This is a genomic window from Gilliamella sp. B2923 (assembly GCF_026536565.1).
Taxonomy (GTDB): Bacteria; Pseudomonadota; Gammaproteobacteria; order Enterobacterales; family Orbaceae; genus Gilliamella.
This window is the reverse complement of sequence record NZ_JAFNNZ010000002.1, coordinates 107,731-123,020: the sequence shown is the minus strand read 5'-3', so window position 1 is coordinate 123,020 and position 15,290 is coordinate 107,731. Positions and strand designations below refer to the sequence as shown.

Genomic DNA, 15,290 nt, shown 5'->3' with positions numbered 1-15,290 from the left:
CCTCAATGACTAAACATTAATGCGGTTAGAATAAAATCTAACCCCAAAATAACTAATGATGAATAGACAACAGTATTGGTTGTTGCCCGACTAATTCCTTCTGATGTTGGTACACAGTCATAACCATTAAAAAGTGCAATCCAAGTACTGGCAATTGCAAATGCAAAGCTTTTAACAAAACAGTTACCTAAATCATGCCACCAATCAACGTTGTTTTGAATCGATGACCAAAAAAATCCAGAATCAATACCTTTCCATTCAACGCCCACAAGCACGCCGCCCAGTATTCCGACGGTGACAAATATAGCGGTTAAAAAAGGCATGCTAAAAAATCCAGCCCAAAAACGTGGTGCAATAATCCGTCTTAGGGGGTCAATTGCCATCATTTCCATACTTGATAACTGTTCTGTGGCTTTCATTAAGCCAATTTCAGCGGTTAACGCTGAACCGGCTCGCCCGGCAAACAGTAATCCGGCAACCACAGGTCCTAACTCACGAAGTAGCGCAAGGGCTACCATCATCCCGAGGCTGGCTTCGGCACCAAATGTGGTAAGAATAAAATAACCTTGTAACGCCAATACCATGCCGATAAACAGACCCGATACAATAATAATTGTCAGTGATTGTACGCCGACAAAATAGAATTGTTTGATCAGCAGTGGAAATTGCTTTTTAAATTGTGGACGACCAATGAGCGCACCAAATAGCATCACACCTGAACGACCCAGCATTGCGATAGTATTAATGACTGATTGCCCCAGTTTCGCAATTAAATTCAACATTATTTTGCACCTCTGCTTAGGTCTAATTTGTAATCATCTGCTGGATAATGGAATGGCACCGGGCCGTCAGCTAAGCCTTCAAGAAACTGTTTCACACGTAGATCCGGGTTGTCTCGAAGTTGCTGTGATGTTCCACCGGCAATGATATGTTGTTCTGCAATAATATAGGCATAATCAGCTATACTTAGTACTTCTTTAACATCATGGCTTACCACAATGCAGGTTAAGCCTAGTGATTGGTTGATTTCGGCGATGAGTTTGACAATCACGCCCATTGAGATAGGGTCTTGACCGGCAAAAGGTTCGTCGAACATGATTAAGTCTGGGTCAAGCGCAATTGCTCTGGCTAGCGCTGCACGCCGAGCCATACCGCCGGATAATTCCGAAGGCATCATATGCGCCGCGCCTCGTAGTCCGACCGCTTGTAATTTCATCAGAACTAAATTATGCAATACCGGTTCGGGCAAGTTGAGATGTTCACGCAATGGGTAAGCCACATTATCAAAGACATTGAGATCGGTAAATAATGCGCCCGATTGAAATAACATACTCATGCGTTTACGCACTTCATATAATCTTGAACGTGACATACTGGGAATATCTTCACCGTCAAATAAGATTTGACCGGATTGTGGTTTAAGCTGACCACCAATAAGCCTGAGTAGTGTTGTTTTACCAATTCCGGATGGACCCATAATGGCAGTCACTTTGCCTTTTGGCACATTCAGGCTCATATTTTTATAAATAGGTCTTGTTCCCCGATAAAAGGACATATCGTGAATTTCGACTATATTTTGCTGTAATGTGTTTGTCACTATGATTTCCTACACTACCATGATTAAATTTGAAGTTATTTTACTTGATATTTTAGAATAATGAAATCTATTAAACATATAGTTGATTTAACTGACATTTTAGCCAATTTGTCGATATTTTTTGGTAAGTTAGCTTATTTTATCAGCAGTTCCATGCTTTATCACTATTGGCTGGAAATAGTGTTCATTACTATCCTTTATTTTCCCATTATTTTATTAGGGAAAAGTGCTTTTAGCTGGCTTTTCCCTGTTATGTGAATAATGTACGCTAGGATTTAGGTTATTCGTGGCGAGCTTTACGTGCTAAATAGTTTCCTAAACTTTGGACAATTTGAATGACGATAACTAAAATGACCACGCAAATATAGGTCACGGTGGTATCAAAGCGTTGATAACCATATGATACCGCCAAATCGCCAATACCACCGGCACCGATAGCGCCCGCCATGGCGGTGGCACCAATTAAACCAATTGTGGCAGTTGTTAGGGTTAAAATTAAGGAGCTGAACGCTTCGGGTAAAATAAAATACCAAATAACTTGTACCGGTGTTGCGCCCATAGATTGCGCCGCTTCAATAATGCCACTGTTAACTTCGAGCAGTGAATTTTCAACCAGCCTTGAAATATAAGGCGCCACGTAGCATGTTAAAGGCACAATGGCCGCCGTTGTACCAATTGAGCTACCGACAATCAATTTCGTTAACGGAACAATGGCGACTAATAGAATAATAAAAGGCAGTGAGCGTACCAGATTAATGATTGGATTAATAATGCGATAGACCCGACTATTTTCCAACAGCCCACCCGGACGAGTTGTCACTAAACAGATGCCAAGGGATATGCCAATTAGCGATCCCAATAATAATGCAAAAAACACCATATAAAAGGTATCGTAAGTGGCTTGAATAAACTGATCGACGGTCACTGATGTTGAGAAATTAGTTTTCAGGTAATCACAAATGTTGGTTAATATTTCCATTTAGTTTATCTCCCAATGTTTAATTTCAGTGACTTGTACGCCGTTTTCACGTAAGTAATGCACTGATTGTTCGATGTTTGTTTCACTGCCTTTTAGTTGTACAAACATGCTGCCTAATACCGTTTTTTCAATTTCAGACATATGGGCAAACAGGATATTGACGACAACTTTTTGTTGTAATATCAATGAGTTCATGACCGGCTCAGAAGCAGATCGCCCTAAAAATTCCAGCTTGAATAGTTTGATATTCTCTTTTTTGCCTTCTATCTCTAACAGATTTTCAACGACCCCAGTTGGGATCTGATCGTTAATGACCGAACTGACAAAGTTGCGGGTCGTTTGATGTTTAGGGTGTCCAAACACATCAAGCACATTACCATGTTCAATGATCTGGCCTTTTTCCATCACCGCCACTTTATTGCAAATTTGTTCAATAACATGCATTTCATGGGTAATTAAAACAACGGTTATTTTATACTTTTCGTTGATCTGTTTGATGATGTTTAAAATAGCTTGAGTGGTTTGCGGATCGAGCGCAGAAGTGGCTTCATCACAAAGTAAAATAGTCGGGTCGTTGGCTAAAGCTCTGGCAATACCGATGCGCTGTTTTTGCCCGCCGGATAGCTCTTTGGGATAGCTATTGGCTTTATCACTTAATCCAACAAATTCCAGCAGTTCATGGACTTTTTGTTTGATTGTTTGCTTATTTTTTTTATTTAAGATAAGTGGAATTGCCACGTTGTCATACACGGTTTTTGATTCAAGTAAATTGAAGTGTTGGAAGATCATGCCGATTTTTCGTCTGACTTGACGTAATTCACTGTTAGATAGTTGATTTAACAGTTGGTTTTCAATAATAACTTCACCTTGAGTGGGTTTTTCAAGAAAATTGATCAATCGCACTAAGGTGCTTTTACCGGCGCCGCTATAACCGATGATGCCGTAAATATCGCCTTTATCGATAGTTAAATTGATATTGTTTAATGCTTGAGTGGTGATGCCGTTGCGCTCATATTGCTTAGAGACGTTTTCAAATCTTATCATTATTTCGTTCCTATCGATTCTGTGCTAATTGTATCAGTGCTTGCTGCGCCAATTGGGATAAATAATTGGCTGCGGGCATTATCATGTCTTGATTTATTTGGAATTTTGGATGATGAAGCGAATAAGAACTTTGTGAACCAAGATTGATAAATGCACCCGGCAAATGATGTAAATAGTGGGCAAAATCTTCACCGCCAAGTTGTGGTTTGAAATCAATAATATCATAACCAACTTGTTTGGCAACTTTTTGAGCAAATTCAACCCATTCGGCCACATTGATAATGGAAGGCGGGCCGTCAAACCACCTTAATTCGGCTTTACCGCCCATGGCAATGGCGATATTTTCAATAATAGTCGCCAACTGTTGTTTTACTTTGGCACGAATTTCAGGGGTTAATGTTCTGACAGTACCTTCCATTTCAACTTTTTCAGGTATGACATTCCAAGTATTTCCGCCTTGAAATTTGGTAATGCTGACAATGACCGCATCTAATCCACTGACCGCACGGCTGGAAATAGTCTGTATTGCGCTGATAATTTGTGCGCCAATGACAATCGGGTCAACGCCCGATTCAGGCCTTGCCGCATGCGCACCGACGCCAGTTACGGTGATTTCGATTCGATCAACATTAGCGGAAAATGCGCCGGCTCGTGATGCCATTTGATTAATCGTTAAGTTGGGATTATTGTGCAGACCTAAGATAGCATCTACCCCATTTAGGGCGCCAATGTCGATAAATTGCAAGGCGCCGGTGAAGTTCTCTTCTGCCGGTTGAAACAGTAAGCGAACAGTGCCTTTTAAGTGTTTTTCTTGCTGTTTTAATAAATAAGCTGCGCCCATTAAAATGGTGGCATGCACATCGTGTCCACAGGCATGCATGACATCGGGTGTTTTAGAGCGGTAGGCGCAATTGGTTTGCTCATTAATCGGTAACGCATCAATATCTGCCCGCAGTGCAAGCACCGGCGAGCCGCTGCCAATTTCGGCAATAACGCCGGTTTTAGCGCCTAATTCTAAGATGCGGATGTGTGCTTTTTCCAAATAAGCGCGTAGTGTTTTTGTTGTTTCAAACTCTTGATTGGATAATTCAGGATGTTGATGCAACGTGGTAAAAAGCTCTCTAAGCGTATCTGCAAGTGACGAATTCATGTTATACCCAACGCTAATTAATTATTGATAGTTTTTACAGTAACATAGCTTAATTTATCACCCTAATAATCGTTTTTTATATCTTATTCCTAAAAGTTATAAGTTAGAAGAACATGGAATAACTGAATGGTTTTTTCTATGTTAGAGTGTGTTTATGTTTTTAGACTGTTGAGGGTTGTTCAAATGAAAGCGGGATTTATCAAACAAACATTTATTAAGCGTGCAGCCGTGGTCGCTTTATTTAGTACAATATTTTTAATCAGTGCGTGTGATAACTCATCGGGAAAAGCCGATAATCAAACGAAAAAAGAGATCAGTATGGGCGTCTCACCCGGTCCTTATAATGACCTTTTTAAAGATGCCGTCAAACCGATCCTTGAATCTGAAGGATATAAAGTAAAATTGGTTAACTTTCCGCATTTGTTAGAGTCAGATGTTGCCTTAAGTGAAGGAAGTATCGATCTAACTGTGGCACAACACACCGCCTATATGAATGTGTTTAATGCACAGCGTAAAGCGAATTTAAAACCTGTTGTGCATGTTCCTTCAGTGCCGGCGGCGATATTTTCTAATAAATATACTTCGTTAAATCAGGTTTTTGCCGGCGCTAAAGTGGCTATACCACAAGATGCATCAAATGCCGCCCGCTCTTATAATTTGCTTGAAAAAGCCGGTTGGATAAAGTTGAAACCGAACAGTAATCCGATTATTGTCAGTAAAAATGATGTGGCGGAAAATATTGCCGGTATTGAAATTATTGAAATGGATTCGGCGAATATTCCACGGGTGCTTAATGAAATCGATTTTGCGGTTATACCCGGCAGTATTGTCTATTCAGCCAATATTGATTCAAAAACCGCATTATTATCAGAAACCATTATTCCGGATTTAGAAATCATGGTTGTGGTAAATGGCGGTAATGAAAATAGCCAGTGGGCTCAAGATGTGAAGCGTATTTATCAATCGCAACAATTTAAAGATTATATGAAAGCCCATAATCAAAACGGTTATTGGGTAATGCCACAAGAATAGTCAAGTTAAAGCCCGTTGTCGAACGGGCGTTTTAATATCTTGGCATCAGCTGATCAACGGTTAACGCCCACGCATCGATCCCACCACTTAGATTGTAAAGGTGTTGAGTTTCAAAACCATTCTCAGCTAAATAGTTGGCAACATTCAGGCTTCTTACACCATGATGACAATAGATCACAATATCAATTTCGTCCGGGATTTGATCAAGATAAAGTGGAATTAAATTCATCGGAATATGAGTTGCCCCCGCAATTGCGCAGATCGCAACTTCGTTAGGCTCGCGTACATCAAGTAAAAATAACGGAGTTTTCTGATTTAGTTTTTCAGAAAGCTCGGTAGCTGTTAGGGTGTTTATATTATTCATTATGTCAAACTCATTATAATTCTTGTCAAGAAGTTTCAGAAAATACCTATGTTTAAGTAAAAATACAATAGCTTCTGTGACAGCACCAATAATACTATCTTTCTATTTTAATTCAGCTAAAAGCCCTGTCAGTATTAGGCTTTTGTCCTAATTATTGGGTTAAATTCATTTTAATTCTTGTCAAGAACTTTCAGAAAATACCTATGTTTAAGTATAAAATACAATAGCTCCTGTGACAGCACCAATAATACTATCTTTCTATTTTAATTCAGCTAAAAGCCCTGTCAGTGTTAGGCTTTTGTCTTAATTATTGGGTTAAATTCATTTTAATTCTTGTCAAGAAGTTTCAGAAAATACCTATGTTTAAGTAAAAAATACAATAGCTTCTGTGACAGCACCAATAATACTATCTTTCTATTTTAATTCAGCTAAAAGCCCTGTCAGTGTTGGGCTTTTGTCTTAATTATTGGGTTAAATTCCTTTTAATTCTTGTCAAGAAGTTTCAGAAAATACCCATGTTTAAGTATAAAAATCTGGTTTTACACGCCATGATCTCATCATGCTAAAGCATTAACATGATGAGATAGGGGGGATTATGCCGCTAGCGCTTTGCTGATTTTCTCAAATAAATCTTTTGATAGATTGTCCAGTTTTAGCAATGATTCCAGTGCTTTGCGCATTTGTTGTTGGCGTTGTTGGTCATAACGTTTCAATCTGATTAATGGATCGATTAGTCTTGCTGCAACTTGTGGATTTTTTTGATTTAGTTCTGTCAAAATTTCAACTAAAAATTGATAACCACTACCGTCAGTCGCATGGAATGCAACCGGATTATTATTCACAAAAGCACCGATGAGTGAACGAATCCGGTTTGGATTGCTGAGCGTGAACGAGCGATGGGTAAGCAGTTTTTTAACCGTTGACAGGACATGTTGGTCCGGACTGGTTGCGTTTAACGATAACCATTTATCCATAACCAAACCATCTTGGTGCCATTTATTGTCAAAATCGGCTAAAAGTTCTTGTCGGCAATCAAGCTGCGCTTTGACCGCAGTCGATAGTGCGGCAATTGAATCGGTCATATTATTAGCCTGATAATATTGTTGGCTAACTAACTGATTAACTTGTGCGCGCTCATTTGAATAAGCGAGTAGCATTAAACAGGCATTTTTTAAAGATCGTTTAGCGATATCGTTATGCTCTATTCGATAATTGTCGAGTTTATTATGGCGGTAAACGGCTGTTAATTCGTCATATAACGCATTGCCAAAACGAGCCAATAAAAACTGGCGGACTTGGTAAATGGCAATTGGGTCAACGATGTTAAACAGATTTGCCAGTTCGTTTTCTGAAGGTAGTGTAATGATTTGAGCAATTAACGCCGGATCGGTTGATTCAGACAAGAGCGTCGCTCTGAAAGCATCAACGACCGCATCAGGTAGGTTTAGCGCTCTATTTTGTTGGTAATTTTCAACATTGGTTTGTACGTATTTATTTAACAACATTTGTGCTGCATCATAACGGCTAAATGCATTGGTTGCATGTTGCATCAAGAAAATTAAGTCATTATCTTGATAATCATAGTGCATTTTAACCGGTGCGGAAAAATCTCGGAGTAGTGAAATAATCGGTTTTTGCTCGATATTATCAAAAACAAACTGTTGTTTGGCTTCGGTTAAATTTAATACATGATTAATCGCTTGCTGATTATGTGTCAGGGCAATTGTTTCGCCATTATGTTGATACAACTCGATATCAACCGGAATATGCAGCGGGCTTTTTTGTGCTTGATCTTGCGTCGCTGGGGTTGTTTGCTCAATGGTTAAGGTGTACTGTTTGGCGTTTGCATCATAACTATCGGTTATGGTTAATTGCGGTGTGCCCGATTGGCTGTACCATAATTTAAATTGCGTTAAGTCAATACCCGAAGCATCTTGCATAGCGGCGACAAAATCGTCACAAGTCGCTGCGCTGCCGTCATGACGCTTGAAATAGAGTTTCATTCCGGCTTGAAATTTCTCTTCACCTAATAGGGTGTGCATCATGCGAATAACTTCAGCCCCTTTTTCATAGACGGTGACGGTGTAGAAATTGTTCATTTCAATCACTTGATCCGGACGAATAGGGTGCGACATTGGGCTGGCATCTTCGGCAAATTGTACTGTACGCAGTAATTTGACATCGGCAATACGCTTAACCGCTCTTGATCCTTGATCGGCAGTAAACTCTTGATCTCTAAATACGGTTAAGCCTTCTTTTAAACTTAGTTGGAACCAATCCCGACAAGTGACACGATTGCCTGTCCAGTTATGAAAATATTCATGACCAATGACCGATTCAATGCCGATATAATCATCGTCAGTGGCGGTTTGTGGTTTGGCCAATACATATTTAGAATTGAAGATATTGAGTCCTTTGTTTTCCATTGCGCCCATGTTGAAAAAATCAACCGCCACAATCATGAAAATATCTAAATCGTATTCTAGGTCAAATCGGGTTTCATCCCAGCGCATGGCATTTTTTAAGCTGGTCATTGCCCAGTGCGAACGGTCTAAATTACCTTTATCAACGTAAATTTCAAGCTCGACTTTACGATTTGATCGAGTGATAAACTCATCTTTTAAAATATCAAAATCTCCGGCAACTAAGGCAAATAAGTAAGCTGGTTTTGGAAACGGATCTTGCCATTGTACCCAATGACGTCCGTCAGCAAGTTCACCTTGAGCAATGCGATTACCATTGGAAAGCAGATAAGGATACTGTTGTTTATTGGCTGTGATTCGAGTTGAAAAACGGGCTAAGACATCTGGTCGGTCCAGATAATAAGTGATGTGGCGAAAGCCTTCGGCTTCACACTGTGTACATAGCGCTTCGCCGGAAACATATAATCCTTCCAGTGCGGTATTATCAATCGGTTTAATTTCATTAACAATTGTTAAGGTAAATTCATCTGAAGGAACATGATGAATAATGATGCCACTATCGGTGATTTGATAATCTGTCCAAGGTTGTTCATCAATATTTATAGAGACTAATTTTAAATCTTCGCCATCTAACACCAAATCTTTTGCTTGTGCATTTTTTTGGATAACCCGGCTACGAGCAGTTACTGTTGTAATGTCGGCTGACAGATTAAAATCAAGATCGATGTCAGTAATGGTAAAATCCGGCGCCTTATAATCCAGACGATATTTTGCCGTTGGTTGGGTATGGGGTTTGTTTGTACTCATTATTATTAACCTTATTAATCAAACACAATTAATCTTCAATTTAGTTTACTAGTATAGCCTAATAAAAATAATCTTATTAGATAATTGATCTATCTCTTCACTATTATTCTGCTATAATCTTTGCAATTTTATAAATGTACTGATAATAGATTCACATGTTACCAGCTATAATTACATCAATACTTGATACTGATGCTTATAAATTGCATATGCAACAAGCTGTTTTTCATCACTATCCGAATGCGACTGTGGTTGCTGAATTTCGATGCCGTAGTGATGATTTATTAGGCCACTATGCAGATCAAATAAAGCATCAAGTTAAATTAATGGAATCATTAACTCTCACTGATGATGAGTTTAACTATTTGTCCAACATCTCTTTTTTTCAAGCTGACTATTTGAATTGGTTAAAAAATTGGCGATTTAATAGCGATTTATTAACTATTCGCAATGAAAATGGCCGGTTAGTTATCCGAATTGAAGGCAAATGGTTAGATGTGATCTTATGGGAAGTGCCACTGCTGGCGGTTATCAGCGAAATTGTCCACCATGATCGTTCGCCTCATATCGGTGTAGCTGAGGCAATAGATCGATTGAAAGACAAACTGGAAATATTTAACCAGCAAACGGCAAATATTGATATGTCCGGGTTTAATTTAATGGACTTTGGTACACGTCGTCGCTATTCATTTGCCGTGCAAGAAGCCGTTATCGGTTATTTAAAAGACCATTTTGATAATTTTCATAGTACCAGTAATTATTTATTGGCTTATCGTTTGGGGTTGACGCCGGTGGGTACGCAAGCGCATGAATGGTTTCAAGCGCATCAGCGTTTAAGTCCGTCTTTACCAGATTGTCAAAAAACTGCGCTACAGGTGTGGCTAGATGAGTATCCTAATGATTTAGGGGTGGCTTTAACCGATTGTATTACCATGGATGCGTTTTTGCGGGATTTTGATTGGCATTTTGCCTCTCGCTATCAAGGACTGCGCCATGATTCGGGTGATCCGATTCAATGGGGTGAAAAGGCGATCAGTCATTACCAGCAGCTGGGTATCGATCCTAAAAGTAAGTTATTAGTCTTTTCTGACAGCCTCAATTTTGATAAAGCGCTGAAAATTTACCAGCATTTTAATCAGCGAGTAAAATTGGCCTTTGGCATCGGCGGTCATCTGGCATGTGATATTCCCTCGACAGTGGTTAATACTAAAGCCTTAAATATTGTTATAAAATTGACTGAGTGTAATCGTCAGTCAGTCGCTAAATTATCGGACAGTCCCGGTAAAACCATATCGCAAGACCAAGCTTTTATCGATGAATTAAAGCGTACTTTTAGGGTTAAGCATTGACAATTAACGTTATGTTAATGTCAAAAAAATCAGTAATTACGTTTTTTGCATATCAACTTATTTGGGTGCTTACTTAATCAAGTTGCGAAACATCATTTAGCAAAAACACGATTACTTAAATTATGATGAATAGATAAATTAATATAGAGATGGATAATTAAAATGAATTCAGTTGCACCTATTGTTGACGTGCTTCAAGGCAAAATTGCTGTTGGGAGCACTATTTCTGTACAAGGTTGGGTAAGAACCCGACGTGATTCTAAAGCCGGCATTTCATTTTTAGCTGTTTATGACGGGTCATGCTTTGATTCTATCCAAGCTGTTATTGAAAAAGATCTGGCAAATTATGAACAAGATATTTTACGCCTAACTGCTGGCTGTTCAGTCAAAGTCACCGGTAAAGTGGTTGAATCACCGGGGCAAGGTCAAAAATATGAACTGCAAGCTACGCAAGTTGAAGTTTATGGTTTTGTTGACGATCCGGAAACTTACCCAATGGCGGCAAAACGTCACTCCATTGAGTATTTACGTGAAGTTGCCCATTTACGAGCCAGAACAAATATTGTTGGTGCCATTACTCGTGTACGTCATACTTTAGCGCAAGCTATCCACCAGTTCTTTGATGAGCGAGGCTTTTTTTGGCTTTCAACTCCGATTATTACCGCATCGGATACCGAGGGGGCTGGCGAAATGTTTCGTGTGTCAACGCTCGATATGTTAAATCTGCCAAAAACGGATAGCGGTAAAGTTGATTTTGATAAAGACTTTTTCGGCAAAGAAGCATTTTTAACCGTATCGGGACAATTAAATGCTGAAACTTATGCTTGTGCATTGTCAAAAGTGTATACCTTTGGTCCAACTTTTAGAGCTGAAAATTCCAACACAACCCGCCATTTAGCTGAGTTTTGGATGATGGAGCCGGAAGTCGCCTTTGCTGATCTTGATGATAACGCTAAACTTGCTGAAGATATGCTTAAGTATGTATTTAAAGCGGTGCTTGAAAAACGCGCTGATGACATGCAGTTTTTTGCTCAGCATATCGATAAAGAGGCAATTAATCGTCTTGAAAGCTTCATTAATGCCGATTTTGCTCAAGTTGATTACACTGATGCAATTACCATTTTACAAAACTGTGGGGCGAAATTTGAAAACCCGGTGAGTTGGGGTATCGATTTAGCGTCGGAGCATGAGCGTTATTTAGCTGAACAGCATTTTAAAGCGCCGGTAGTGGTAAAAAACTATCCGAAAGATATCAAAGCGTTTTATATGCGCATGAATGATGACGGCAAAACGGTGGCCGCAATGGATGTGTTAGCGCCCGGTATCGGTGAAATCATTGGCGGTTCACAACGTGAAGAGCGTTTAGACATGTTAGATAAACGTATGGATGAAATGGGGCTGAAAAAAGAAGATTATTGGTGGTATCGTGACTTGCGTCGTTATGGCACTGTACCTCATTCTGGTTTTGGTCTTGGTTTTGAGCGACTGATTGTTTATGTCACCGGGGTACAAAATGTCAGGGATGTGATCCCATTCCCGAGAACGCCACGTAATGCGCATTTTTAACGTAAAAATAAACCGGCAAATTGCCGGTTTATTTAATCTAACTTATTGTAGTGTAATTTGATTTTTGTAAAATTTGTAAAAATAGTTGAAAAAGTAATCAAACAGTCGATATTTTAGACTTAGACACTGCATTTAACGAAAAGTTCACTTGATTTTAAAAAAAATTTATACATAATTTACAGTACTTGAATAAAGTACATAAAAATAATAATCGAAATTATTATTTTTGGATGAATTATTGTAATGAAATTGACACTAAACTTATGGGACGTGTCTTTTTAGAAAATAACCATGAGGGTAAGAAATGAAACGTAATCTATTAGCAATCGCTATTCCCGCGCTTTTAGTAGCAGCTAGCGCAAATGCATCTATCGAAGTTTGGAACAAAGACGGTAATAAAGTTGATTTTTATGGTCGAGTAAAAGCAGCTAACAACATTACTGATCGCGGACAAGTTGGTGAAGGTGATGATACTTCAGCTCGTTTAGGTATGTCTGGCCAAACTCAAATCACTGACAGCCTTACTGGTTATGGCCGTTGGGAATACGAAGCTAAAGCAGGTAAAGATTCACATAACGAAGTTCGTTATGCATTTGCTGGTTTAAACTTCGGTGATTTAGGTTCATTCGACTATGGTCGTAATGACGGTGTAGTTAAAGCAATCACTGCTTACACTGACGTATTACCACAATTTGGTGGTGACGCAGCTAACAACGACTGGCATGTATTATCTGCACGTACTAAAGCCGTTGCTACATACCGTAACAACAACTTCTTCGGTTTATCTGACGACTTCAGCTTTGCTCTTCAATATGCAGACAATGGTGATAACTCAAATACAAAAGACGCTATCCATAGTGGATCAAGAGAAGCTTACGGTGCTAACGCTCAATGGCGTATTTTTGACACTGGTCTAACTGCTGGTGCAGCTTATGCTCGATCATCTTCAAGCTACTACCGTCACAGCACTTGGACTGCTGGTCTTAAATATGAAAACTACGATTTATATTTAGGTGCTAACTACTTCCAAAGCAAGTTAAAAAATCGTGTAGCTTATAATGATGGAACTGAAGATCTTAAAGTTAAAGGTTTTGAATTAGTTGCTCAATATGGTTTCGACTTAGAAGTGGGTCGTTTAACTCCATCTTTAGCTTATGTTCAACATAAAGTAAGCAGCGATCATTCTCGTTACCACGATCATTCTTCAAGCTCACCTTTAGTTAAATATGTATCTTTAGGTGCAACTTATGATCTTAACAAAAACTTCAGCGCAATTGTTGAATACAAATTCAACTTACTTGATCGTAAAGATGTTGGTGCAGCTGAAAACACTAAAGTACAACGTGGCAAATATGCTAACAAACCAGGTACTAAAGATGTGTTAGGTGTTGGTTTAATTTACCAATTCTAATTGCTTAAGACTTAATTCTTAAAACTTAATAAAAAGGGCACTTCGGTGCCTTTTTTTTCGCCTTCTATTAATCTTTTCAAACAAAAACACATTTTATGCTTAAAAAATTTGATATTTAAGATTAAAATAAACGTAAATTCGCAGAATTAATCTAATTATCATTGTTAAATAGATAGTGTGTACAATAAAATCTATATACTACATATTAAGAATAGATATCACAGTAATAATATAATTGCTATTAGCTAGCAGTTATTTATTAAATCGAGAGCAAAGTAATTTGCATCTTCAATAATAAAATACCTAAGAGGGTAACAAAATGAAACGTAATCTATTAGCAATCGCTATTCCTGCGCTTTTAATTGCAGGTACTGCTGGCGCTTCTATCGAAGTGTGGAATAAAGACGGTAATAAAGTTGACTTTTATGGTCGAGTTTATGCCTTAAACTATATTACTGATCGTAACAACCAAACAGGCGAAGGCGACAAAACTACTGCACGTCTAGGTATGTCTGGTCAAACTCAAATTACTGACAGTTTAAGTGGTTATGGCCGTTGGGAATACGAAGCAAAAACAGGTGCTGATGCAGATAACGAAACTCGTTATGCTTATGCCGGTTTAAACTTTGGTGACCTTGGTTCATTCGATTATGGTCGTAATGACGGTGTGTTAAAAACCTTAACTTCTTATACTGACGTTTTACCTGAGTTTGGTGGTGATGCTTCTGATAACAATCTTTATGCATTAACTGCACGTACTAAAGCGGTTGCAACTTACCGTAACTCTGACTTCTTCGGTCTAGTAGACGGTCTTCGTTTTGCTGTTCAGTATGCGGATAATGGTGATAATAGTTCAACTGGTCGTTTCAATAAACACGATCGTAATGGCCACAATAGTGCAGAAGCATGGGGTGCCGTGGTTGATTGGGATGTGTTAGAAACTGGTTTATCAGTTGGTGCCGGTTATGCACAAACTGGTGGTCATAAAGATGCTAAAGCTTGGTCTGCTGGTGTTAAATATGCCAATGATAACCTTTACTTAGCTGCATTATATATTCAAGGCAAACAAAAATATGGTTGGGATAATGGATCAGCGTCAACTAATGCTGATGATTTAAAAACCAAAGGTTATGAATTTGTTGCACAATATGGTATCGACTTCGAAGTGGGTCGTTTAACACCTTCTGTTGCTTATATTCAACATAAAGTAAGCGATGCATCTCGTTATTCAAGCGATGCTGGTCTTAAAGGTAATGACTTAGCAAAATATGTTGATGTTGGTTTAACTTATGACTTCAACAAAAACTTACAAGCTCTTATCGATTATAAAATCAACTTGTTAGATAAAGATGATATCGGTGCTCGTCGTGCTTTATATAATGACAGCACATTTAGCAAATCACAAATCAAAGCTACAACAAAAGATACTGTAGCACTTGGTTTAATTTACCAATTCTAATTGATTGCAATTTGCTATCAAATAAAAGGCACTTCGGTGCCTTTTTTATTGGCTTTATTTTAATCAAATATTTCTTGCACTTTCGTCGATACTCTGTTAAAAATTGCAA

Annotated in this window: 12 protein-coding genes; 5 read left to right on the top strand and 7 right to left on the bottom strand. The window is 38.6% G+C overall.

The genetic code is table 11. From position 1 onward, the window contains the following. Positions 1-2: 2 nt before the first annotated feature. The 5 genes from mlaE to J3U42_RS03240 form a co-directional block, all read right to left on the bottom strand. Positions 3-782, bottom strand: coding sequence for a lipid asymmetry maintenance ABC transporter permease subunit MlaE (gene mlaE / locus J3U42_RS03260; protein ID WP_220218999.1), 780 nt, complete (start codon positions 780-782; stop codon positions 3-5). Next, positions 782-1,597, bottom strand: a complete 816-nt coding sequence (gene mlaF / locus J3U42_RS03255; protein ID WP_220219000.1) for a phospholipid ABC transporter ATP-binding protein MlaF — start codon at positions 1,595-1,597, stop codon at positions 782-784. Before mlaF ends, mlaE begins: the two co-directional genes overlap by 1 nt. Before the next feature lie 280 nt (positions 1,598-1,877). Beyond that, complete coding sequence (locus J3U42_RS03250; protein WP_267335504.1) at positions 1,878-2,576, bottom strand: methionine ABC transporter permease; 699 nt, start codon at positions 2,574-2,576, stop codon at positions 1,878-1,880. Continuing rightward, positions 2,577-3,620, bottom strand: a complete 1,044-nt coding sequence (locus J3U42_RS03245; RefSeq protein ID WP_220219002.1) for a methionine ABC transporter ATP-binding protein — start codon at positions 3,618-3,620, stop codon at positions 2,577-2,579. Between the two features lie 10 nt (positions 3,621-3,630). Then, on the bottom strand, positions 3,631-4,770 hold the full coding sequence (locus tag J3U42_RS03240; RefSeq protein WP_267335502.1) for an amidohydrolase: 1,140 nt from the start codon (positions 4,768-4,770) through the stop codon (positions 3,631-3,633). Between the two features lie 183 nt (positions 4,771-4,953). On the opposite strand from J3U42_RS03240, the gene J3U42_RS03235 reads away from it, so the two are divergent. After that, positions 4,954-5,802: a MetQ/NlpA family ABC transporter substrate-binding protein gene (locus J3U42_RS03235; protein WP_267335500.1), complete on the top strand. Its 849-nt coding sequence runs from the start codon at positions 4,954-4,956 to the stop codon at positions 5,800-5,802. A 31-nt stretch (positions 5,803-5,833) separates the two neighbouring features. Here J3U42_RS03235 and J3U42_RS03230 read toward each other — a convergent pair whose 3' ends face one another. Both J3U42_RS03230 and pepN read right to left on the bottom strand, forming a co-directional pair. Next, positions 5,834-6,166 carry a rhodanese-like domain-containing protein gene (locus J3U42_RS03230; RefSeq protein ID WP_267328624.1) on the bottom strand — a complete coding sequence of 111 codons (333 nt, stop codon included), beginning with the start codon at positions 6,164-6,166 and terminating at the stop codon, positions 5,834-5,836. A 593-nt stretch (positions 6,167-6,759) separates the two neighbouring features. Further along, positions 6,760-9,396, bottom strand: coding sequence for an aminopeptidase N (pepN, locus tag J3U42_RS03225; RefSeq protein WP_267335498.1), 2,637 nt, complete (start codon positions 9,394-9,396; stop codon positions 6,760-6,762). A gap of 155 nt (positions 9,397-9,551) precedes the next feature. Between pepN and pncB the strand changes: the two genes are divergently transcribed. The 4 genes from pncB to J3U42_RS03205 all read left to right on the top strand — a co-directional run bounded on the left by pncB (position 9,552) and on the right by J3U42_RS03205 (position 15,181). Further along, positions 9,552-10,745 carry a nicotinate phosphoribosyltransferase gene (gene pncB / locus J3U42_RS03220; protein WP_220219007.1) on the top strand — a complete coding sequence of 398 codons (1,194 nt, stop codon included), beginning with the start codon at positions 9,552-9,554 and terminating at the stop codon, positions 10,743-10,745. A 162-nt stretch (positions 10,746-10,907) separates the two neighbouring features. Next, on the top strand, positions 10,908-12,311 hold the full coding sequence (gene asnS / locus J3U42_RS03215; RefSeq protein WP_220219008.1) for an asparagine--tRNA ligase: 1,404 nt from the start codon (positions 10,908-10,910) through the stop codon (positions 12,309-12,311). A gap of 304 nt (positions 12,312-12,615) precedes the next feature. Further along, the gene (locus J3U42_RS03210; RefSeq protein WP_267328621.1) at positions 12,616-13,722 is read left to right on the top strand and encodes a porin; all 1,107 of its coding nucleotides are present in this window, start codon (positions 12,616-12,618) and stop codon (positions 13,720-13,722) included. Between the two features lie 319 nt (positions 13,723-14,041). Continuing rightward, on the top strand, positions 14,042-15,181 hold the full coding sequence (locus J3U42_RS03205; protein ID WP_220219010.1) for a porin: 1,140 nt from the start codon (positions 14,042-14,044) through the stop codon (positions 15,179-15,181). The last annotated feature ends 109 nt before the right edge of the window (positions 15,182-15,290 follow it).

Coding starts and splice junctions, on each gene's coding strand:
- mlaE (WP_220218999.1), bottom strand. CDS start 782: ATGTTGAATTTAATTGCGAAACTGGGGCAATCAGTCATTAATACTATC.
- J3U42_RS03250 (WP_267335504.1), bottom strand. CDS start 2,576: ATGGAAATATTAACCAACATTTGTGATTACCTGAAAACTAATTTCTCA.
- J3U42_RS03245 (WP_220219002.1), bottom strand. CDS start 3,620: ATGATAAGATTTGAAAACGTCTCTAAGCAATATGAGCGCAACGGCATC.
- J3U42_RS03240 (WP_267335502.1), bottom strand. CDS start 4,770: ATGAATTCGTCACTTGCAGATACGCTTAGAGAGCTTTTTACCACGTTG.
- J3U42_RS03235 (WP_267335500.1), top strand. CDS start 4,954: ATGAAAGCGGGATTTATCAAACAAACATTTATTAAGCGTGCAGCCGTG.
- J3U42_RS03230 (WP_267328624.1), bottom strand. CDS start 6,166: ATGAATAATATAAACACCCTAACAGCTACCGAGCTTTCTGAAAAACTA.
- pepN (WP_267335498.1), bottom strand. CDS start 9,396: ATGAGTACAAACAAACCCCATACCCAACCAACGGCAAAATATCGTCTG.
- pncB (WP_220219007.1), top strand. CDS start 9,552: ATGTTACCAGCTATAATTACATCAATACTTGATACTGATGCTTATAAA.
- asnS (WP_220219008.1), top strand. CDS start 10,908: ATGAATTCAGTTGCACCTATTGTTGACGTGCTTCAAGGCAAAATTGCT.
- J3U42_RS03210 (WP_267328621.1), top strand. CDS start 12,616: ATGAAACGTAATCTATTAGCAATCGCTATTCCCGCGCTTTTAGTAGCA.
- J3U42_RS03205 (WP_220219010.1), top strand. CDS start 14,042: ATGAAACGTAATCTATTAGCAATCGCTATTCCTGCGCTTTTAATTGCA.